The sequence below is a fragment of the Pseudarthrobacter sp. NPDC092202 genome, from assembly GCF_044755505.1.
Lineage (GTDB): Bacteria > Actinomycetota > Actinomycetes > Actinomycetales > Micrococcaceae > Arthrobacter.
Map to the genome: position 1 here is coordinate 59,224 of NZ_JBIVRG010000001.1, position 20,185 is coordinate 79,408.

The window sequence follows — 20,185 nt, forward strand, 5'->3', positions numbered from 1 at the left end:
AAAAGAGTTCCCTATGCGCACATAGTCCCCTCTGCGGACGCGGAGGCGGAACCTGTGCGGAAAAAGAACCACCCCGCCACGGAATCCGTGACGGGGTGGTTCTTTGGGGCAAGCCCCAGGACAGGCTGGATCAGCCGATCTTGTTGGCCGATTCAGCGTCCGAAGTCGGAGCGGACGGTGCGTCAGCGGTACCGAGGTTGGCGCGCAGCTTGGCGCCGAGGTCGGCGTCAACGTTGGTCCAGTACTGGATGGCGCGTTCCTTGATGTCGGAGCGCTTGACGCCGCCCACGGCGCCGGTGATGGTCTCCAGGAAGCGTGCCTTGGCCGCTTCGTCGTAAACCTCGCGGTACAGGGCTCCGGCCTGGACAAAGTCGCTGTCCTCGGCGTGGAGGGAGTGCGCGGCGAGGGTCAGCTCGCCGTCGTTTTCCCAGCCGCCGGCCGGGTTCTGCGGCTCAAGCGCAGCCGGACCGCCGAAGGTGTTGGGGGCGTACACCGGAACGGACGGAGCGTTGAAGTGGTAACGCCCGGCGCCGTCCTGGCTGTAGTTGTTGACCTGGTTCTTGGGCTGGTTCACCGGGATCTGGGCGTGGTTGGTGCCCACGCGGTAGCGGTGCGCGTCGGCGTAGGAGAAGATGCGTGCCTGCAGCATCTTGTCCGGGGAAGCGGCGATGCCGGGCACGAAGTTCGACGGCGCGAAGGTGGCCTGCTCGATCTGCGCGAAGTAGTTCTCCGGGTTCCGGTTCAGCTCCATGGTGCCCACCTTGATCAGCGGGTAATCGCCGTGCGGCCACACCTTGGTCAGGTCGAACGGGTTGAAGCGGTAGGTTTTGGCGTCCTCGTACGGCATGACCTGGACGTGCAGGTCCCAGGACGGGAAGTTGCCGGCTTCGATGTTCTCGGACAGGTCGCGGATGTAGTAGTCCGCGTCCGAGCCTGCCAGCTGCTCGGCCTGCTCGCTGCTCATGGAGTTCACGCCCTGGTTGGACCTGAAGTGGTACTTGACCCAGAAGCGCTCGCCCTCGGCGTTGATCCACTGGTAGGTGTGCGAGCCGTAGCCCTGCATTTCACGCCAGGAGGCGGGCAGGCCGCGGTCACCCATCAGCCAGGTGACCTGGTGGGCGGATTCGGGGGACAGGGTCCAGAAGTCCCACTGCATGTCGGCGTCACGCAGGTGCGTGCCCGGGAGGCGCTTCTGGGAGTGGATGAAGTCCGGGAACTTGATGCCGTCGCGGATGAAGAAGACGGGGGTGTTGTTGCCCACGAGGTCGTAGTTGCCCTCGGAAGTGTAGAACTTCACGGCGAAGCCGCGGGGATCGCGCCAGGTGTCCGGGGAGCCGTTTTCGCCGGCCACGGAGGAGAAGCGGATCAGCATTTCGGTTTCGACGCCGGGCTGGAGGAAGGCTGCCTTGGTGTACCTGGACACATCCTCGGTGGCCTTGAACGTGCCGAATGCGCCGCCGCCCTTGGCGTGCACTACGCGCTCCGGAACCCGCTCGCGGTTGAACTGGGCGAGCTTTTCCACCAGGTAGTGGTCAGTCAGGATGATGGCACCGTCGGCGCCAACGGACTTGGAGTGCGCGTCGGACGTAACGGGGGCACCTGACTGGGTTGTTGAAATGGCAGTCATTGTTCTCCTATTTCTTTTATTTCTGTGTTTCTTCAGAGGGACGATTGGAAGGAAGTTGTTGGGACTGCTGGCAGTCCTGGCAGATGCCCTGGTACATAACGTCGGCGATCTGGATGGTCATCGGCTTGGCGTTCTCATCCCAGTGGGGAGTGAGGCAGGGGGCATGGCCCACTGCGCAGTCGACGTCCTCCACGCGGCCGCAGCTGATGCAGATTGCGTGGTGGTGGTTGTCTCCCACCCGTGTTTCGTACAGGGCCGGGGAGTGCGGGGGTTCAAACCGGCGCAGCATATGCAGGTCCGTCAGATCGCCCAGCACCACATACACGGACTGGGCCGTCAGCTCGGGCAGCTCGGCGCGGGCTGCGCTCAGGATGCTTTCGGCGGGGGAGTGGGGGTGGCGTTCGACGGCGGCCAGGACCGCCAGCCGCTGTTTGGTCACCCTGCGGCCGTGGGCGCGCAGGGCGGCAGCCCATGCTTCGTGGCCGTCAAGGTGTTCCGTCATGACACCATTGAAACACTTATTATGAACATCTCACAATAAGGCTGGGCTAACCTCTCAGGACCCAGCAGCCTCATCCGCACCACTAGGGTGGCAGGGTGGGGAAACTGCTCGCTGATATCACGCCGCTCCGGGAGAGTCCGGCATTCCGCAGGCTCTGGCTGGGCTCCGCCGTGTCCGCCGTCGGAAGCCAGCTCACCCTGGTGGCCGTGAGCCTGGAGGTCTACCGCCTGACCCAGGACAGCTTCTACGTGGGCCTGCTGGCAGTCTTCGCTCTGGTGCCGCTGGTGATCGGCGGGCTGCTGGGCGGGTCCATCGCCGACGCCCACGACCGCCGCCTGGTGGCGCTGCTCGCCACCTCTGTCCTGTGGCTGACCACCGGCGCGATAGCCCTGCAGTCCTGGCTCCAGCTGGGCAACGTCTGGGTCCTGTACCTTCTCGTGGCTGCACAAAGCGGGGCGCAGGCGATCAACCAGCCGGCCCGCAGCGCCATCCTTCCCATGCTGGTACGCAAGGAACTCCTGCCCGCTGCCAATGCCCTCAGCATGATGTCCTTCGGCCTTGCCATGACCGCAGGACCCTTGCTGGCCGGGGTACTGGTGGCCTGGGTGGGATTCGCCTGGACCTACACGCTCGATTTCGCGAGTTTCGGCTTTGTCCTGTGGGCCGTCTACCGGCTGCCGCCACTACCGCCGTCGGGAACCCCCCGCCGGCCCGGACTCCGCTCCGTCGTCGAGGGCTTCCGCTTCCTGGGCACCCGGCCCAACCTGCGGATGACGTTCATCATTGACCTCATCGCCATGATCCTTGCGCAGCCGCGGGCGCTGATGCCGGCCATTGGCGCGGTCATGATCGGCGGCGGCGAGGCCACCGTTGGCGTACTGCTGGCTTCCACGGCCATAGGCGCCTTCCTGGCCGGGCTGTTCTCCGGCCCGCTCGGCAATGTCCGCCGGCAGGGGAGCGCCGTGGTCTTCTCGGTGATGGGGTGGGGAGCGTCCATCGCCGGGTTCGGGCTGGTGGTGCTCCTGTCAGGGCGCGCCCCGGACGGGGCGGTGACGCCCTGGCTGCTTCCTGCGGCACTGTGCTGCGCGCTGGCCGGGATTGCCGATTCCATCAGCGGCGTCTTCCGCCACACCATCCTGCAGGCAGCAACGCCCGACCATCTCCGCGGGCGCCTCCAGGGGGTGTTCATCGTGGTGGTGGCGGGAGGCCCAAGGATCGGCGACCTGCTGGCCGGCGGCGCCACCAAAATCGTGGCCGAGGGCTGGGTACTGCTGGCCGGCGGTTTCCTCTGTGTCGCCGGCGCGTGGGTGGCCGCAAAGCTGCAGCCCGGCTTCAGGGAATACGACGCGCGGAACCCTGTTCCCTAGACAGCCGTTCCCATAGTGAGTAAGGAGGAGACGTGCACAAACACTACAACGGCCTCAAGACGGCGGCGCTCTTCGGTGTGCTGTGGGCGGTGCTCCTTGGCCTCGGGGCGCTGATCGGAATCAGCACCCGCAGCTCCGCACCCATCTGGATCATGGCCCTGGTGGGGGTGTTCACCACCGCCTACGGATACTGGAACAGCGACAAGATCGCCATCCGCTCAATGCAGGCAATCCCCGTGGCCGAGGCGCAGGCGCCGCAGCTCTACCAGATGGTCCGCGAGCTCTCCACCCGGGCCAACCAGCCCATGCCGCGCATCTACCTTTCGCCCACCCTGAACCCGAATGCCTTTGCCACTGGCCGCAATCCCCGCAACGCCGCCGTGTGCGTAACCCAAGGCATCCTGCAGCTGTTGGACGCCCGCGAGCTTCGCGGCGTCCTGGGGCACGAACTGATGCACGTCTATAACCGGGACATCCTCACCTCGTCAGTGGCCGCCGCCGTCGCAGGCGTGATCACCTCGGTGGGGCAGATGCTGCTGTTCTTCGGCGGCGGGGACCGCCGCAACTCCAATCCGCTGGCCATGATCGCCATGGCGCTGCTCGCCCCCTTCGCGGCGTCCCTGATCCAGCTCGCCATTTCGCGGACGCGGGAGTACGACGCCGACGAGGACGGTTCGCAGCTGACAGGCGATCCGCTGGCGCTCGCCTCAGCTTTGGCCAAGATTGAGCGCGGCGTCAGCTTAGCCCCGCTGCCGCAGGACCAGCGCCTGGTGAACGCCTCGCACCTGATGATCTCCAACCCGTTCCGCGGCGGCGCCATGAACAAGCTGTTCGCCACGCATCCGCCCATGCGGGACCGGATTGCGCGGCTGGAGCGGATGGCCGGCCGGCCGCCGGCGTAGCAACGACGCCGACGCGCACATTCCGCAGCGACGCGCAAAAAAGCCGGCGCGGCCCATATCCGGGCCGCGCCAGCTTATTTGCGTGGCGGCATAGTTGCTGCGCGTCGAGAAACGACGGGAAGGGCTAGCTGCGGAAGTTCACAAACTGCAGGTCGGCTTCGTCGAAGTCCTTCAGCAGGGCCATGGTGGCCTGCAGGTCATCACGGGACTTGGAGGTCACGCGCAGTTCGTCGCCCTGGATCTGTGACTTGACGGACTTCGGAGCTTCGTCACGGATGAGCTTGTTGATCTTCTTCGCCAGGTCCTGAGCGATGCCCTCCTTGATAGAGGCCTCGAGCCGGAACTCCTTGCCGGATGCGTACGGCTCGCCGGTGTCCAGGGACTTCAGCGAGATGCCGCGGCGGATCAGCTTGGACTGCAGGACATCCAGCACCGCCAGGACGCGTTCCTCAGAGTTGGCCTTCATCAGGATTTTTTCGCCGCTGAAGTCAACCTCGGCTCCCACGCCCTTGAAGTCGTAACGCTGCGCCAGTTCCTTCTGCGCCTGGTTCAGCGCGTTGGCCACTTCCTGCTTGTCCACTTTGCTTACGACGTCGAACGTTGACTCGCCTGCCATGACTCTCCTTATGCCGGTGGGACCCTGTGCGGGAACAGGGCTTGATCGCTGCCTAAAAGCCTAATACGGATGCCGGTGTTGGTGGGGGAGCGGGTTTCACAGTTCCCTCTCAGCGGACACCCGGAGGGAACGAAGGAGGCCGCCGCAGAGTTGGAACAGTTGGGAAACTGCACGAAGGGAACACCATGCACCGCAAGGCCGTCCGGTACGCCACACGGACCACCACTGCAGCAGCCGGCGCGGTTGCGGGCGCCGCCAGCTCCGTCGCCGCCGCCGCCGTTGCAGCGGCCATAGTCTTCAGTCCCGTGCCGGACGCCTCGGCCCGGATGGAAGGTGTCCACGAGGACCTGCTCCGGGCCGTCCAGCTGAACCAGATCACGGAGGAGCAGGCTTCGAAGTTCGAAGAACGGCTCGCCGGCAGGATCCTCGGCGGCGCCTGATTCCGTTAGTTTTCCCTGGAATTGCGGGGGTTTTGGCGGCGTCCACGGCCCGATTCGATTCTTCGGCGGAAGTTCTGTAAAGTTGTCTTGCCCGCGGTTACTGGAAGCGGAACGGCCCGGAAACGGACGGTTCGCAGACTGCATCGGCGGGTACTTCTTTTGAAGTTCGGCAGATTACCCGAGCGGCCAAAGGGGGCTGACTGTAAATCAGCTGGCAACGCCTACGGGGGTTCGAATCCCTCATCTGCCACCCAAGGAAAAGCCTCCGGAACCTTTTGGTTCCGGAGGCTTTTTTGTGCCCTGCACCGGATCCTGCCGTCCCGTCAGGGCCTTGTTCGCAGATCCTGCCCTTGAACGTTCTGAGCCGCGAAGAAGGCCAGGAGTCCCGGAAAACGGGCCGGCGCCCGGGCAGGAAGTTCGTCCTGAAGCCGTGGAAAACCGCCGTCGACATCAGCAGGGGCCCGGCGTAGGCTGGCAGCATCGGCGCATGTGCCCCGGTACCCTGCGTCGATATCCCCATCGATGAAGGAGGATCAATGAGTGCCGTACGTGAATTCATGACGACGGACGCGCAGTGCATTAAGGAAGACCAGTCCCTGGTGGATGCCGCCCGGATGATGATGGACCTGGACTGTGGGTCGCTGCCCATCTGCGGTGACGACGGCAAGCTGAAGGGCATGATCACCGACCGTGACATTGTGCTCAAGTGTGTGGCCGCGGGACGCGATCCCCGCGACATGATGGCCCGCGACCTCGCCTCGGGCAAGCCGCACTGGATCGACGCGGACGCAAACGTTGACGCGGCGATCGAGATGATGGAAGCCCACCAGGTCCGCCGGCTCCCGGTGATCGCCGACCACAAGCTGGTGGGCATCATCAGCCAGGGCGATATTGCCCGGAACTACTCCGAACAGCGTGTCGGTGAGCTCGTGGAACACATCTCGGAGCGCAAGCCGATGAACGCATAGGTGGGGTTTCCCGGCCAGGGAGCTCCCGCCATCAGCGCCACGGGGTCCCCTCCGTGGCGTTTCTTTGTGCCCGGTCATGGCCTTGTCCGCGGCTCCCCGCCATCAAGGCTAGGAACCGCGGACAAGCTTGGGAAACCTGGGCGCCCCCTGAACCGCACCAGCCAGGGGCCACCAAGAGTGCCGGTCAGTTCAGCGCAATCAGGAGCATCTGGCTGGTGCCGGGGATGCAGGTCTGGAGGATCGCGCGGGGGAACCCGCCGAAGACAGCGATGACGTCGTTGGTGGTTCCCGGGTTGGGCACCTGCCCCCGTGCTGAGACCGTGTAGGTTCCGTAGCCCGGGATGCTGACTGTTTCCCCCACCCCTATACCGGAGAACCGGGCCCAGCCGCCGCAGAAATCGTGCTCGGTGATAAACAGCGAGTAGCCATCGTTGGGGGTGTAGTGGATGGGCCCGATGCAGGCGTCCACCATCGACTGCCCGCCGGCGCCCGCCACGTAGATGGTGCGGATGGCCGGGGCGGCAGGGACAAAGGCGGGGGCGGGCGCCGGAGCCGCGGCCGGTGCGGGGGCGGCCGGCGCTGGAGCAAAGGCCGGTGCGGGTGCCGGTGCCGGTTCAGCGGAAGCTACCGCCACCGGTGGTCCCGTGAGGACCAGCGTCTGGCCCGGAACGATGATGCTGTAGTGGCCCAGGCCGTTCGCCGCGAGCATGGCGTTCATGTCCACACCGTGGCTGGCAGCGATTGCCCCGACTGTATCGCCCGGAACCACGGTGTACAGGTTCGGGTCGCCCGCCGGAGCCGGGGCCGGAGCCGGTGCCGGCTCAGGTGCAGGCGCTGGTTCGGGTGCAGCTGGTGGCGCCGCTTCGGCCGCGGGTGCTGCCGGGGCCTCGGAAACAGCCTGGGCAGCAGGCAGTCCTGCTCCGGAAGCGGCCTCGGCAGCAGGCTGCGCGTCGGTGCCTGCTGCGGCGTTCGGCACCTCCGGCAACGCTGCGGCGGCAACCTGCCCCACCGTCGTCGTGCCCTGGTCCACTGACGCGGGAGGCCCCGCCAGGGCGCCGACGCCAACCGCCGCCACCACGGCGGCCGTTGCCATGCCGGCCCACAGCCTGTTGCTGATAACCGGCCGTCCAGTGGTGATCTCGGTGCGGGGTTCATCCGTGGCGAAGCTCCTGCTGGGGCCTTCGGGGATGGAAAGGTATGGCTGGTTCATGGGTAGCCCGTCCAGGCTCGGTCCAGCCAGGCCGATGCAGTATGCTCCGGCGGGCGGGACGGATCGAGGGGAACGCGCCATGCGCCTCCGCTAATGCGGGGCCGCAGGAAAGGCGCGGGATGGAGGCATCCGCATACCCAGAAGATACGGAGGCTCCGCGAGGGACGGGACCCCGGGAAGCAACCCCCGGGGGACCGCCGGCACATATGTTCGGTCCTAGGAATCCCGAGTCTAGGAAGGGCGCACGGCAGGCGGCACCAGTAGGAATTACCCGAATATTTGAGTGCGGTACTTGGCGAGCGCGGAGCAGGCTACTCAAACGACGGTGGCCCGGTACTTGCCCGCAGGCAACGCTTTTTGGGCAGCCCGTGAACGGGTGTCCGGCTAGGGCGTGCGCCGCTCCTGGAGCGCGGCGATTTCACGCCTCAGTGAGGCAATTTCAGCGGTCAGTTCCGCCACTTCAGCGCGGACCGGCTCCTCGGCCTCGGACACGGCCTCGGCAGTGTCCTCCACCCGCTGAACCAGCCAGGAGGCGATGGAAGCCGTGACCACACCCAGGACGGCGATGCCGCTCATCATCAGGGCGGCCGCAACCATCCGCCCGATCGGCGTCACCGGGTACATGTCGCCGTAACCCACGGTGGTGATGGTGGTCATGGCCCACCACAAGGCATCGCCGAAGGTGATGATCTTCGCGTCCGGGGCCGACTGCTCCACGTCCAGGACGGCCAGGGCGCCCACGAACACCAGCATGGTGGCCGAGCCCGCCACATAGGTGACCACCCGGCCCCTCAGGGTGTCACCGAGCGTCCGGTGCAGCACGGACAACAGCGTCACGAGCCGCAGGAGGCGCAGCGGCCGGAAGAACGGCAGCGCCACAATCACCAGCTCGTGCAGGTTCCGGATAAACCAGCTGCCGCGGTTGGCCGCCAGCCACAGGTTGGCCAGGTAGTCCACGGCAAAGATGCTCCAGGTGGCCCACATAACAGCCTCAAGCGGGAAGGCTGCGCTGCCCTCGATCCGGCCGATCACCTGCCACGCGTAGGCTCCCAGGAAGACGAGTGCCGTCACCGTCAGCGGCCAGTCCGCCAGGTCCCGGTAGCGTTGTTGGGTCATGCAGGAAATCCTACTGTCAGCGCCAGGTACCCCAATGTTACTGACGGGTAGCATGGGGGGATGCACCTGCTCCTGAGAACCCTCCTTATGCTGGTCCGTTCGTCGCGCCGCCCGCCCCTGACCGTCTGGGACAGCTCCTCGCTCCCGCTGCGGGTCCTGCCCACGGACATCGACATCGCCATGCACGTCAACAACGGAATGTACCTGTCCCTCATGGACCTGGGCCGGTTCGACCTGATGGTGCGCAGCGGCGTTTGGAAGCGGATGCGCCGGCGGGGCTGGGGCCCTGTGGTGGCAGCGGAGACGGTTGCTTTCCGGAAGTCCCTCCAGCTGTGGCAGCACTACACCATCGAGACCCGCATCATTGGGCTGGACGCTAAAGCCATCTTCTTTGAGCAGCGTATGGTGGCCGACGGCGAGGTGTACGCCCGCGCGTACATCGCCACCCGGCTGGTCAGCAAAGGACGCCCGGTCAGCCAGGCGGACATCCTGAAGGAGTTCGGCGAACCGCCGGCTGACCTGGTGCTTCCCGACTGGATCCACGAGTGGCGGGCCTCCAGCACGCTGCCCGGAAGCCGGACCCCGGCGCCGCACAGCTGGGCGTAGCGGCCTAAGCCCCCACGTCCCGCCGTTCCAGGGCGACGGCGGCGAGCACCACCAGCGCGGCCGAGATACCCCAAAGCCACGCCGCTGCCGGCCAGTCCGCCCCGTTCGCCACCGGTGAGTTTCCATACGCCCAGTGGTAGGGGCTCACATCCAGCAGCCACTCCACGTCCTTGCTCTGCCGGCCCACCGCGTTGAACACATACCCCAGGACGGCAACGGCGGCGCCGGCGGCCAGTCCGTACGTGCGGCGGCCGGTGACAGCACCGACGCAGAGGGCAGCCGTTCCGCTGAGCAGTGCCAGCCCGGCGAACAGCACGGTGGCGCCCAGCAGGTTGCCCAGCTCGATGCCCAGCTGGGCAGGACCGTTCAGCAGCCACACCAGGACGCAGACTACGGCCGCCAGCAGCACCACGCGCAGCAGCAGGGCAAGGGCCCGCTCCAGCACCACCTGCACCCGGCGCACCCCGTGCGCCAGGGTCAGCTCAAGCTGGCCCGATTCCTCGTCTCCGCCCACGGCAGCGGCGCCCCAGGAAACAGACGCGATGGTCATCAGGAGGAAGCCGAGGAGCCCGAACAGCGTTGCCTGCGTATAGCCCGGGCCGGTGGCTATCTGGTCATAGTTCAGTGCCTTGGTCATCTCCGGGGGGAGGGCGTCGATCATGTCCTGCATCTGCGCGCTGCCCCCGATGGACGGGTACAGCGGCAGGTAGAGGAAGATCGCAGCGGACAGTCCCAGCGCCCAGCCCACGGTGGACCGCCACGTGTCAAAAAACGCCCGGCGGAACAGCGGCAGGGCCGTCACCGTGCCTCCTCCTGCGGGGCGGCGTACATCGTCAGCACTGCTTCCTCCAGGTCCGGCTCTTCCAGGACGAGGTCGGTCAGCCGGAGGGAAGCCAGCATGCGGACCAGCGGCTGGATGTCCCCGCCAATGGTGGCGGACAGCGTTGCCGTGCCGTCGGCCTCCAGTACCTCCACGTGTCCGACGCCGGGCACGCCAGTGAGCCGGGCAACGGCGTCGTGCGCTGCAATGCCGGAGGTGGTGAAGCGGACGCGGCGGACGGCACCTTCGCGGAGGCCGCTGACGGATTCGACGGCGATGATCCTGCCGTCGCGGAGGATGGCCACCGTGTCCGCTGTCTGCTGGACCTCGCTCAGGACGTGCGAGCTGAGGAAGATCGTCTGCCCGCGGTGCTTCGCCTCCCGCACCATGGCGTGGAACTCCTGCTGGACCAGCGGGTCCAGGCCGCTGGTGGGCTCATCGAGGACCAGCAGTTCGGGCTGGTGCATAAACGCCTGCACCAGCCCCAGTTTCTGTTTGTTGCCCTTGGACAGTTTCCTGATGTGGCGGGTGAGGTCCAGTCCCAGGCGCTCCGCCAGCTGGTCCACCCGGCCCGGCGGCACCGGCCCGCTGATGGCCTCATAGTGGGCCAGCAGGGTGCGGCCCGTTACCCGGCCCGCCAGGAACAGCTCCCCGGGAAGGTAGCCGATGCGGCGCCGGAGTTCCGGACCGCCCGCCCGGGGATCCGTACCCAGCACCCGGATGGTCCCGCTGGTGGGGCGGATGATGTCCAGCAGGCAGCGCATGGTGGTGGTCTTTCCCGCACCGTTCGGGCCGATCACCCCAAACACGGAGCCGGTTTCCACCTCGAAATCGACGCCGTGCAGCACCTCGCGGCGCCCGAATTCCTTGGTCAGGGACTTCGCTGAGATAGCGGTTGCCATAAGACCTCCTGGATGCGCACGCACGGCGATGACCCCAGACTAGGCGCCGCGGGCCGCGCTGTACATTGCGCCTGCCCGCGTTATTCCCGATGACGCGCGGAGCGAACAAAGCGGCTCCGGGCAGGACAGGCCGGGGGAGCGCCGCGTAACGTTGACACATGGCTACCCTAGACATCACAGGTGAACAGTTCGCATCCACCATCGAAGGCAACGACATTGTCCTGGTGGATTTCTGGGCGGAATGGTGCGGCCCCTGCAAGCAGTTCGGCCCCACGTACTCGGCCGTCTCGGAGAAGCACCCGGATGTCCTCTTCACCAAGGTGGACACCGAGGCGGAGCAGCAGCTCGCCGCTGAGGCCGGCATCTCGTCCATCCCCACCCTGATGGCCTTCCGCGAAAAGGTGCTGGTGTTCTCCCAGCCCGGCGCGCTGAACGCCCAGCAGCTCGAACAGGTTGTGGACGCGGTAAAGGCGCTGGACATGGAAGAAGTCCACGCCCACGTGGCGCGCCAGCGGGAAGAAGCCGCCGCAGCCACGGGCAAGCCGGCCGGCCCCCAGGACGGCACGCAGATCCCGGACGCCTAAGGCTTAGGAAATCAACAAAAATGCGGGACCTCCCACTGGGAGGTCCCGCATTTTCTGTTTCCGCGTCTTTTGGTCAGGCAGTCAGATCCGTTCCACCTTGACGGGCTCAGCCAGCAGCGCGCTCAGTGACTCGTTGAGGTCCTGCACTGCGATGCCCTTGGAATGCTTGGCCAAGTCCTCCTCCGACGCCCACTGCTCCGTCAGGACCAGCTTCTCTTCGCTGGCTTCCGTCAGCTCGTACCGGATGCAGCCGGGTTCGTTCACCACCTCGTCGATGGCGATTTCGAGGGCCAGCTTGACGCGGTGAAATTCGCCGTCGTTGGGGATGAACGTTGCCTGCAGGTCAATGGGTGAAGTCATGGATTTCACAATACCGGCACTTGCGGACGGCTTGCGTTCTGTCGGGCCGGACACCGCTTACGGTGGTGCTTTCATTGCCGGAAGCCACTTGGTAGCGTGCCAGCATGCGCGCCTACACAGCCGGGGACACTGACGTCCCGCTGCTCCATGAAACCATCGGCCGGAACTTTGAGCGGGTGGCGGCCCGGTTTCCCTTCCACGACGCGCTGATCGAGGCCGCGCCTGTTCCGGGCGCCGACGCCCGCCGCTGGAGTTACACAAAGATGAACGACGACGTCGACAGGCTGGCGCGTGCGCTCCTCGCCCTGGGGGTTGCCAAGGGGGACAGGGTGGGAATCTGGAGTCCCAACTGCGCCGAGTGGACCCTTCTCCAGTACGCCACCGCCAAGGCCGGGGCCATCCTGGTCAACGTCAACCCCGCCTACCGCAGCCACGAACTGGAATTCGTGGTGAAGCAAAACGGCATGCGGACGCTGGTTACCGCACCGTCGGACACCAACAGCGACTACGTGGGGATGGCACGGAAGGCGCTCGCGGAGTGCCCGGACCTGCGCGAGCTGGTTTTCCTTCCCGCGCCCGGCGGCGAGGGGTCCGGCGAGGACGGGTTCGACGCCGGCGTTCCCCTCGGTGATGCGGAGCTGACGTACGCCGAGCTGCTTCGGCGGGCGGACGACGTCGGACATTCCGGACTGCAGGCCCGCATGGCGGAACTCAGCCCGCACGATCCCATCAACCTGCAGTACACCTCCGGGACCACGGGGTTCCCCAAAGGGGCCACGCTGACCCACCACAACATCCTGAACAACGGGTTCTCGATCGGCGGACTGCTCGGATACACGGAGCACGACCGGGTGGTGATCCCGGTGCCGTTCTACCACTGTTTCGGCATGGTGATCGGCAACCTCAATGCCCTCAGCCACGGCGCAGCCACCATCATCCCCGGCCGCGGATTCAGCCCGGCTGCAGCCCTGGAGGCCGTCCAGGATTTCGGCGGGACCTCCCTGTACGGCGTGCCCACCATGTTCATCGCCGAGCTGGCGCTGCCGGACTTTGCCTCCTACGACCTGTCCACCCTGCGCACGGGGGTCATGGCCGGTTCGGTCTGTCCCGTCGAGGTGATGAACCGGGTGATATCGGAGATGAACATGTCGGACGTGGCCATTTGCTACGGCATGACCGAAACCTCGCCGGTCTCCACCATGACCCGGCAGGGCGACACCCTGCAGCAGCGCACGGAGACGGTGGGGCGCACCATGCCGCACCTGGAAAGCAAGATCGTTGATCCCGGATCAGGGGACGTCCTGGAGCGGGGGCAGATCGGGGAGTTGTGCACCCGGGGATATGCCGTGATGGAGGGGTACTGGAACCAGCCGGACAAGACGGCTGAAGCGGTCGACGCCGACGGCTGGATGCATACCGGGGACCTGGCCCGCATGGACAACGACGGCTATGTCATCGTCGAGGGCCGGATCAAGGACATGGTGATCAGGGGTGGCGAAAACATCTATCCGCGGGAAATCGAGGAGTTCCTCTTCGGCCACCCGTCCATCCAGGACGTACAGGTCATCGGGGTACCGGATGCCAGGTACGGCGAGGAGCTGATGGCGTGCATCATCCTCAAGCCCGGTGCCCAGCCGCTGGACGCCGGCTCGCTTGCCGAGTTCTGCCGGGGGAAGCTGGCCCACTACAAGATTCCCCGCTACGTCGAGGTTCGGGAGCGGTTTCCCATGACCGTGTCCGGGAAGGTCCGCAAGGTGGAGATGCGCCAGGAAGCCGTGGCCAGGCTGGGGCTGTGAAGCCAGCAGCCGTACCTAGCGGATGTTGCGGCTGATGGCCTTCACCCCGACAGCAAGGCCGACGGCGGCTGTCACCAGGGCGGCGGCCAGGCCCAGGAGGGTGTCAGTCCCGACGCTGCCGGCGAACAGTTCGCGCTCGGCGTTCACCAGGTAGGTCAGGGGGTTGAACAGGCTGGCCGTCCGCATCCAGCTGGGTCCGGCCTCGATGGGAAGCATGATGCCGGAGAGGATCATCAGCGGGAACAGCAACGTCTGCTGGACACCCCAGAAGATCCACTCCTTGCTCTGGGAAACCAGCGCCAGCGCATACGACAGGGCTCCGAGTCCTATACCGAAGATCCCCAGGATGACCAGCCCGAACAGCACGTGCAGGGGATAGAACACGAAGCCGAACGGGATGCAGACCAGTGCGATGAGAAGCCCCTGGACCACCAGTGGCGCCCACTCCTTCAAGGCCCGCCCGATCATCAGCGAGGACCGGGACAGCGGCGTTGCCAGGATGCGTTCGTACGAGCCCGTCATGAGCTCGTACTGCAGGTTTGAGCCGGTCATGGACGTTCCGAAGAGCGCGATCATCACCACCACGCCCGGGAGGAACCATTGGAGCGTGGACTGCCCGCCGAACGCCGGCGCGCCCACGGCCGCGCCCAGCAACGGGCCGAACAGTCCCAGGAAGACCAAGGGTTGGAGCAGCGAAAAAACCAGCGAGAACGGGTCCCGAAGCGGCAGCAGCATTTCCCGCCAGAACACGTACCGCGTGTCATGCAGGATCCTGGCCAGCCCGGGCTTCTCCCGGGTGCCGGCAGCGGTGCTGTGGGTAGCCATCAGCGGTTCGCCCCTTCCCGCAGGTTGCGCCCGGTCAGTTCCAGGAACACATCGTCCAGGGTGGGCGGCTTCAGCTCCAGGGACTGGGCAGGGGCCCCGGCGTTGTGCATCTCCAGCAGCAGCGCAGGCGCCAGCCGTGCACCTTCGGGGAGCCGGAGGCGGAAGCGCACAACGCCGTCGTGCGCATTCTCGCTGACCTCCCCGCCCGCCGCGGCGCGCCCCAACAGCCCCCGCACCCCGGCCGCGGAGGCCGCAGCTACTTCCACGCCCAACAGGTCGCCCGCGAGGTTCGCCTTCAGCCGCGCGGCGGTGTCATCGGCGATGATCCTGCCGTGGTCGATGATGATGACCCGTTCGGACATGGAGTCCGCCTCGTCCATGTAATGCGTGGTCAGCACAATGGTGGTGCCGTGTTCCTCGCGCATCCGCATGATGTGCTCCCACAGGTTGGCCCGGTTTTGGGGATCCATCCCGGTGGACGGCTCGTCCAGGAAGAGCAGCCGCGGCGAGTGCATCAGTCCCAGCGCCACGTCCATCCGCCGCCGTTGCCCGCCGGAGAGCTTGATGACTGTCCGCTTGGCGAGGTCCGTGAGGTCCAGGGATTCCAGGAGTTCCCCGGCCCGGGCAAGGGCGTCCGCGGAGTTCATGCCGTAAAAGCGGCCCTGCATGACCAGCTCATCGATCACGCGGAAACTGTGGCCGCCGCCGTTGCCCTGGCCGATGTAGCCAATCCTTGCCCGCACGCCGGCCGGATCCGCGGTGACGTCCACGCCGGCAACCCTGGCTGTCCCCGAGGTGGGTGTCAGCAGGGTGGTGAGCATCCGCAAGGTGGTGGACTTGCCGGCCCCGTTCGGGCCGAGGAAGGCCACGAGCTCGCCGGGCGCAACGTCGATGTCGACGCCCTTGACGGCTTCCACTGTTTCTTTTTTCACCGTGAACGTCTTGGTCAGGCTGTCCGTGTGGATCATGGGTGACTCCAGAGGATGCGGCGGGCCCGGGGCTCTGGAACGGGCTCCCTGGCGCCACGCTATACCCATCCCCGGCACGAGTCCACGGAAAGATCGTGCGCTTCCGTTGGGGGCCGTGTGCCCGGCGGGCGTCAGTGCCGGCGGTGGTCCTGGATGGTCATCCGCGGGCCGAACGTGGGTTTGCGGAAGCCGCTGCTTTGGATCATCCGCACCACGCGCTGGCGGTGTCCCTGCCACGGCTCCAGCAGCCGGAGCATGCCGGCGTCATCGGTCCGCCGGCCGGTCAGCGCGGCCCCGACGTAGGCGGCAAGGTGGTAGTCGCCCACCGAGATCGAGTCAGGGCAGCCGTGCGTGCGCTGCACTACCTCGGCGGCCGTCCAGATGCCGATGCCGGGGATCGTCTGCAGTTTTGCTGCCGCCTCCAGCGCCGGAAGCGCCGCCAGCCGTTCAAGCGCGACGGCGGAACGCAGCGCCCGCATCACCGTAGCGGAGCGCTGCGGGCCCACCCCGGCCTTGTGCCACTCCCAGCTGGGAACCTGCAGCCACTGCGCCGCCGTGGGCGGCAGCACCAAACCGGCGGGAGCCAACGTGCCAGCCATCGGTGCGGGGGAACCGTAGCGGTGCAGGAGGTACCGGTAGCCGCGGCGGGCCTCGATGACCGTGACCTTCTGTTCCAGGATGATGGGCACCAGCTGGTCCACCATGCGGCCGCTGGAGGGAAGCCGGACGGCCAGGCTGCGCCGCCGCGCTTCCCTGACCATGCGGGGGAGGGTGGCATGGAACGCCGGCTCGTCGAATCCCGACCAATCGTCGTGCGCCCCCAGGAGGCGCGGAACTGCCGCTACCGCCGCCGCGGCGCCCGGACCCCAGGCCTGGACGTCCACCCGGTGCTCCATCTCCGCGCTGCCGGCCGGGCTGAGCCGGAGGGTCGCGGGGCCCTCCGCTGTTGTGAACGCGTTCCAGATGACGCCGCCTTCGGCCGCGAAGGACGGATCGCTGTTGCCGCGCAGGAGGGGCCGGAGAGTCCGCGCAAGGTCGTAGGGGCCGCCCGGACACCACCGGAGGGAGGCGTCCGCGGCGGCTGCCAGCCGTGCGGGAACCTCTGCGATCGTCATGCCACCATCGTCCCACGGTGCCCCGACAGTCCGCCCGCCGGGTCCGCCGAGCCGATTTCGGGAGCCGGAGTTTTTGTCCACGTATGGCGGGTTGCGCGGCTCGGAAGTCTCCAGATCTGGACAAAAACTCCGGCTCGTTCGCGGCTCTTACCGGGCAGCGGAGAGAGGACTAGACTCCCAGGTGTGGCGCGGGGCGTCCGCGCTGTTCCCTTCGAGATTCCAGAGATTCCAGGTGAGCGCAATGGGTGGAGTAGTACATTTCGAAATCCCCGCGGACGATCAGGAGCGGGCCAGGAACTTCTACCAGCAGGCCCTCGGCTGGCGGATAGAACCTGTGCCTGGAATGGACTACAACATGGTGATTACCACGCCGATGGACGAGACCACCGGCCAGCCCACAACCGCGGGTGCCATCAACGGCGGCATGATGGCCCGGGAGGACCAGATCACCAACCCTGTCATCACGGTGGACGTGCCGGACATTGATGCCACGCTGAAGACCATAGAGGAACTGGGCGGTTCTGTTGTTATGCCCAAGAACGAGATTCCCGGGATGGGCTACTTCGCCTACTTCAAGGATCCTGAAAACAACATCATGGGACTGTGGGAGAACCTTCCCGCGGACCAGCAGGCCCAGTCCGCCGGGTAGCTTCAGGGCGTCCCGGACGCCAGCACAGAGCCACAACAGCGAGGGGGACGGTCAGGGCTGCCACCAGCAGCCCGGCCAAGGCGCGCTCCATTGGAGATCCGGTGCCCATGGCGGTGAAGCGGTAGCTTTGTATCCATGAAGTACGCCCAGTCCATCCTGGACCTCATTGGCAATACCCCGCTCATCAAACTCAACCACGTGACGGAGGGCATCAAAGCCGCCGTCCTGGTCAAGCTGGAGTACCTGAACCCGGGTGGGTCCATCAAGGACCGCATTGCGGTGAAGATGATCGAGGACGCCGAGCGGGACGGCAAGCTGCAGCCCGGCGGGACCATTGTTGAGCCCACCTCCGGCAATACCGGAGTTGGCCTGGCCCTGGTGGCCCAGCAAAAGGGCTACAAGTGCGTTTTCGTGGTTCCGGACAAGGTGGGGGAGGACAAGCGCGCCGTCCTCCAGGCGTACGGGGCTGAGGTGGTGGTGACGCCCACCGCCGTGCCGCCGGACAGCCCGCAGAGCTACTACGGCGTCTCGGACCGGATTGTCCGGGAGACCCCCGGTGCGTACAAGCCGGACCAGTTCTCCAACCCCGCGGCGCCCGGCAGCCACTACCAGACCACCGGCCCGGAGATCTGGCGCGATACGGACGGCAGGATCACCCATTGCGTCATCGGCGCGGGAACGGGCGGAACCATCACTGGCACCGGCCGCTACCTGAAGGAAGCATCGGCGCACCGGCCGGAGTCCGACGGCGGCGTGGTCCGGATCATCGGCGCGGATCCGGAAGGCTCGGTCTACTCCGGCGGCACCGGCCGCCCCTACTTCGTGGAGGGCGTGGGGGAGGACATGTGGCCCGGGAACTACGACAAGTCCATCCCGGACCAGGTAATCGCCGTGAGCGACGCAGATTCCTTCGCCATGACCAGGCGCCTGGCCCGCGAGGAGGGCCTCCTGGTGGGCGGCTCCTCCGGCATGGCCGTGGTGGCCGCCCTGAAGGCGGCGCGGGACCTGCCCGAGTCCGCCGTCGTCGTCGTGATCCTGCCGGACTCCGGCCGGGGCTACCTGGGGAAAATCTTCAACGACCAGTGGATGCGCTCCTACGGTTTCCTCTCCGGCGGCGAGGAAACCTCCGTGGGGGAGGTCATCAGCTCCAAGAACGGCGAACTGCCGGACCTGGTGCACATCCATCCCAACGAGTCCGTGCGCGACGTCATCAACATCATGAACGAGTTCGGCGTCAGCCACATCCCGGTCCTGTCCCAGGAGCCGCCGGTGGTGATGGGCGAGGTGCTCGGTGCCGTGGACGAACGCACCCTCACCGCCAAGCTGTTCCGCGGCGAAGCCAAACTGACGGACAAGATCTCCGAGCACATGGGCCCCAAGCTGCCCGTCATCGGATCGCTGGAAACCATTTCGGCGGCCAGGGAACTGCTCTCGGACGTGGACACGGTCATGGTCACGTTCGTAGGCGCGCCCGTGGGCATCCTCACCCGGCACGACCTCCTGGCCTACCTCAGCAACTGACCTGCTTCACCCTGATACGGCTTCACCCAGACAAGGAGCATCATGTCCGTCCCCGAAAACCAAGGTTTCAACACCCGCGCGGTCCACGCCGGACAGGCGTTCGAGCCCCGCACCGGCGCCGTGGTCCCGCCGCTGCACTTCAGTTCCACCTACGCCCAGGACGGCATCGGCGGGCTCCGCAGCGGTTATGAGTACGGCCGCGGCGGCAACCCCACCCGGGACGCCCTGCAGGAACAGCTCGCCGCGCTGGAAGGCGGCACCCACGCTTACAGCTTCAGCTCCGGGCTGGCCGCCGAGGATTCGCTCATCCGGGCGCTGACCCGCCCGGGCGACCACATCGTGCTGGGCAACGACGCCTACGGCGGCACCTACCGGCTCATCAGCCGGGTCCTCGGCGGGTGGGGGATCGGCAACACTCCGGTGGATATGGCGGACCTGGACGCCGTCCGGGCCGCGGTGGCCGCCAGCAGGACCCGCTTCGTCTGGGTGGAGACCCCGTCCAACCCGCTGATGAAAATCACGGACATCGCGGCGCTTGCAGGAATAGCGCACGACGCCGGGGCCCTCCTGGTGGTGGACAACACCTTCGCGTCCCCCTACCTGCAGAACCCGCTCGCCCTGGGTGCCGACGTCGTGGTCCACTCCACGACGAAGTACATCGGCGGGCATTCGGATGTGGTGGGCGGCGCCGTCGTGGTCAATGACGCGGAACTCGCGGAGAAGATCGGCTTTGTGCAGTTCGCCGTGGGCGCCGTCTCCGGTCCCATGGACGCTTTCCTCACCACCCGCGGCCTGAAGACCCTGGGCGTCCGCATGGACCGGCACAGCTTCAATGGCCAGGCCGTGGCTGAGTGGCTCCTGGAACGCCCCGAAGTGGAGGCCGTCCTGTACCCGGGCCTGCCGTCCCATCCGGGCCACGAGCTGGCGAAAAAGCAGATGCGGAGCTTCGGCGGCATGGTTTCGGTGCAGTTCAAGGGCGGCGAGGCTGCTGCCCGGAAGGTGGCGGAATCGACGTCCGTGTTCACCTTGGCGGAATCCCTGGGCGGCATCGAATCGCTGATGAACTACCCGTCCGAGATGACACACGCCTCGGTCAAGGGCACCGAACTGGCGGTCCCGGTAAACCTCCTCCGCCTGTCTTGCGGCATCGAGGACGTGGAGGACCTGCTGGCGGACCTGGACCAGGCGTTCGCCGCCATCCCTTAGCCCGGCCGTTAAACCGGGGACGGCACGTCCCGGCAGTCCCCGGGGCGGGGTTGCCGCGACGTGCCGTCCTGCTTGGGGAAGTTCC

At 66.6% G+C, this 20,185-nt stretch carries 21 protein-coding genes and 1 tRNA gene; 11 read left to right on the forward strand and 11 right to left on the reverse strand.

What is annotated here, in order from left to right:
- Positions 1–130: 130 nt before the first annotated feature.
- Positions 131–1,627, reverse strand: coding sequence for a catalase (locus ACIQF4_RS00280; RefSeq protein WP_400516241.1), 1,497 nt, complete (start codon positions 1,625–1,627; stop codon positions 131–133).
- 16 nt (positions 1,628–1,643) lie between these two features.
- A complete protein-coding gene (locus tag ACIQF4_RS00285; protein ID WP_350005885.1) occupies positions 1,644–2,129 on the reverse strand; it encodes a Fur family transcriptional regulator in 486 nt (161 codons plus the stop codon).
- A gap of 95 nt (positions 2,130–2,224) precedes the next feature.
- Here ACIQF4_RS00285 and ACIQF4_RS00290 point away from each other — a divergent pair, with 95 nt between their 5' ends.
- Positions 2,225–3,496 carry an MFS transporter gene (locus ACIQF4_RS00290; RefSeq protein WP_400516242.1) on the forward strand — a complete coding sequence of 424 codons (1,272 nt, stop codon included), beginning with the start codon at positions 2,225–2,227 and terminating at the stop codon, positions 3,494–3,496.
- Positions 3,497–3,528: 32 nt separating this feature from the next.
- Complete coding sequence (gene htpX, locus ACIQF4_RS00295; protein ID WP_400516243.1) at positions 3,529–4,398, forward strand: zinc metalloprotease HtpX; 870 nt, start codon at positions 3,529–3,531, stop codon at positions 4,396–4,398.
- A 124-nt stretch (positions 4,399–4,522) separates the two neighbouring features.
- On the opposite strand, the gene ACIQF4_RS00300 is transcribed toward htpX, so the two are convergent.
- On the reverse strand, positions 4,523–5,014 hold the full coding sequence (locus ACIQF4_RS00300; protein WP_050054209.1) for a YajQ family cyclic di-GMP-binding protein: 492 nt from the start codon (positions 5,012–5,014) through the stop codon (positions 4,523–4,525).
- 185 nt (positions 5,015–5,199) lie between these two features.
- Between ACIQF4_RS00300 and ACIQF4_RS00305 the strand changes: the two genes are divergently transcribed.
- From ACIQF4_RS00305 to ACIQF4_RS00315, 3 genes are all read left to right on the forward strand, one after another.
- Positions 5,200–5,454, forward strand: a complete 255-nt coding sequence (locus tag ACIQF4_RS00305; RefSeq protein ID WP_231455122.1) for a hypothetical protein — start codon at positions 5,200–5,202, stop codon at positions 5,452–5,454.
- Between the two features lie 168 nt (positions 5,455–5,622).
- Positions 5,623–5,704 (forward strand) — tRNA-Tyr (locus ACIQF4_RS00310).
- A gap of 286 nt (positions 5,705–5,990) precedes the next feature.
- Entirely contained in the window at positions 5,991–6,422 is a 432-nt protein-coding gene (locus ACIQF4_RS00315) for a CBS domain-containing protein (RefSeq protein ID WP_350005893.1), read from the forward strand.
- Between the two features lie 184 nt (positions 6,423–6,606).
- On the opposite strand, the gene ACIQF4_RS00320 is transcribed toward ACIQF4_RS00315, so the two are convergent.
- Positions 6,607–7,632 (reverse strand): LysM peptidoglycan-binding domain-containing protein, encoded by a 1,026-nt coding sequence (locus ACIQF4_RS00320; protein ID WP_350005895.1) that lies wholly within the window; start codon positions 7,630–7,632, stop codon positions 6,607–6,609.
- A 384-nt stretch (positions 7,633–8,016) separates the two neighbouring features.
- Positions 8,017–8,748, reverse strand: coding sequence for an ion channel (locus ACIQF4_RS00325; RefSeq protein ID WP_400516244.1), 732 nt, complete (start codon positions 8,746–8,748; stop codon positions 8,017–8,019).
- Positions 8,749–8,808: 60 nt separating this feature from the next.
- Between ACIQF4_RS00325 and ACIQF4_RS00330 the strand changes: the two genes are divergently transcribed.
- Positions 8,809–9,354, forward strand: coding sequence for an acyl-CoA thioesterase (locus ACIQF4_RS00330; RefSeq protein ID WP_231455126.1), 546 nt, complete (start codon positions 8,809–8,811; stop codon positions 9,352–9,354).
- 4 nt (positions 9,355–9,358) lie between these two features.
- Here ACIQF4_RS00330 and ACIQF4_RS00335 read toward each other — a convergent pair whose 3' ends face one another.
- Positions 9,359–10,156: an ABC transporter permease subunit gene (locus ACIQF4_RS00335; protein WP_400516245.1), complete on the reverse strand. Its 798-nt coding sequence runs from the start codon at positions 10,154–10,156 to the stop codon at positions 9,359–9,361.
- The gene (locus ACIQF4_RS00340) at positions 10,153–11,076 is read right to left on the reverse strand and encodes an ABC transporter ATP-binding protein (protein WP_400516246.1); all 924 of its coding nucleotides are present in this window, start codon (positions 11,074–11,076) and stop codon (positions 10,153–10,155) included. The genes ACIQF4_RS00335 and ACIQF4_RS00340 overlap by 4 nt, the downstream gene beginning before the upstream one ends.
- A gap of 158 nt (positions 11,077–11,234) precedes the next feature.
- Between ACIQF4_RS00340 and ACIQF4_RS00345 the strand changes: the two genes are divergently transcribed.
- Positions 11,235–11,660, forward strand: a complete 426-nt coding sequence (locus tag ACIQF4_RS00345) for a co-chaperone YbbN (protein WP_231455129.1) — start codon at positions 11,235–11,237, stop codon at positions 11,658–11,660.
- 81 nt (positions 11,661–11,741) lie between these two features.
- Here the strand turns inward: ACIQF4_RS00345 and ACIQF4_RS00350 are convergent, their stop codons facing one another.
- Positions 11,742–12,020 (reverse strand): antibiotic biosynthesis monooxygenase, encoded by a 279-nt coding sequence (locus tag ACIQF4_RS00350; protein ID WP_350005903.1) that lies wholly within the window; start codon positions 12,018–12,020, stop codon positions 11,742–11,744.
- Between the two features lie 104 nt (positions 12,021–12,124).
- On the opposite strand from ACIQF4_RS00350, the gene ACIQF4_RS00355 reads away from it, so the two are divergent.
- Positions 12,125–13,816, forward strand: a complete 1,692-nt coding sequence (locus ACIQF4_RS00355; RefSeq protein WP_400516247.1) for an AMP-binding protein — start codon at positions 12,125–12,127, stop codon at positions 13,814–13,816.
- Positions 13,817–13,831: 15 nt separating this feature from the next.
- Here the strand turns inward: ACIQF4_RS00355 and ACIQF4_RS00360 are convergent, their stop codons facing one another.
- The 3 genes from ACIQF4_RS00360 to ACIQF4_RS00370 all read right to left on the reverse strand — a co-directional run bounded on the left by ACIQF4_RS00360 (position 13,832) and on the right by ACIQF4_RS00370 (position 16,724).
- Positions 13,832–14,641: an ABC transporter permease gene (locus ACIQF4_RS00360; RefSeq protein WP_400516248.1), complete on the reverse strand. Its 810-nt coding sequence runs from the start codon at positions 14,639–14,641 to the stop codon at positions 13,832–13,834.
- The gene (locus ACIQF4_RS00365) at positions 14,641–15,609 is read right to left on the reverse strand and encodes an ATP-binding cassette domain-containing protein (protein ID WP_400516249.1); all 969 of its coding nucleotides are present in this window, start codon (positions 15,607–15,609) and stop codon (positions 14,641–14,643) included. Before ACIQF4_RS00365 ends, ACIQF4_RS00360 begins: the two co-directional genes overlap by 1 nt.
- A 131-nt stretch (positions 15,610–15,740) precedes the next feature.
- Positions 15,741–16,724 carry a DNA-3-methyladenine glycosylase family protein gene (locus ACIQF4_RS00370; protein WP_400516250.1) on the reverse strand — a complete coding sequence of 328 codons (984 nt, stop codon included), beginning with the start codon at positions 16,722–16,724 and terminating at the stop codon, positions 15,741–15,743.
- Between the two features lie 241 nt (positions 16,725–16,965).
- Between ACIQF4_RS00370 and ACIQF4_RS00375 the strand changes: the two genes are divergently transcribed.
- From ACIQF4_RS00375 to ACIQF4_RS00385, 3 genes are all read left to right on the forward strand, one after another.
- On the forward strand, positions 16,966–17,373 hold the full coding sequence (locus ACIQF4_RS00375; RefSeq protein WP_400516302.1) for a VOC family protein: 408 nt from the start codon (positions 16,966–16,968) through the stop codon (positions 17,371–17,373).
- 135 nt (positions 17,374–17,508) lie between these two features.
- Complete coding sequence (locus ACIQF4_RS00380) at positions 17,509–18,894, forward strand: cystathionine beta-synthase (protein ID WP_400516251.1); 1,386 nt, start codon at positions 17,509–17,511, stop codon at positions 18,892–18,894.
- A gap of 42 nt (positions 18,895–18,936) precedes the next feature.
- On the forward strand, positions 18,937–20,100 hold the full coding sequence (locus ACIQF4_RS00385) for a cystathionine gamma-synthase (RefSeq protein ID WP_400516252.1): 1,164 nt from the start codon (positions 18,937–18,939) through the stop codon (positions 20,098–20,100).
- The last annotated feature ends 85 nt before the right edge of the window (positions 20,101–20,185 follow it).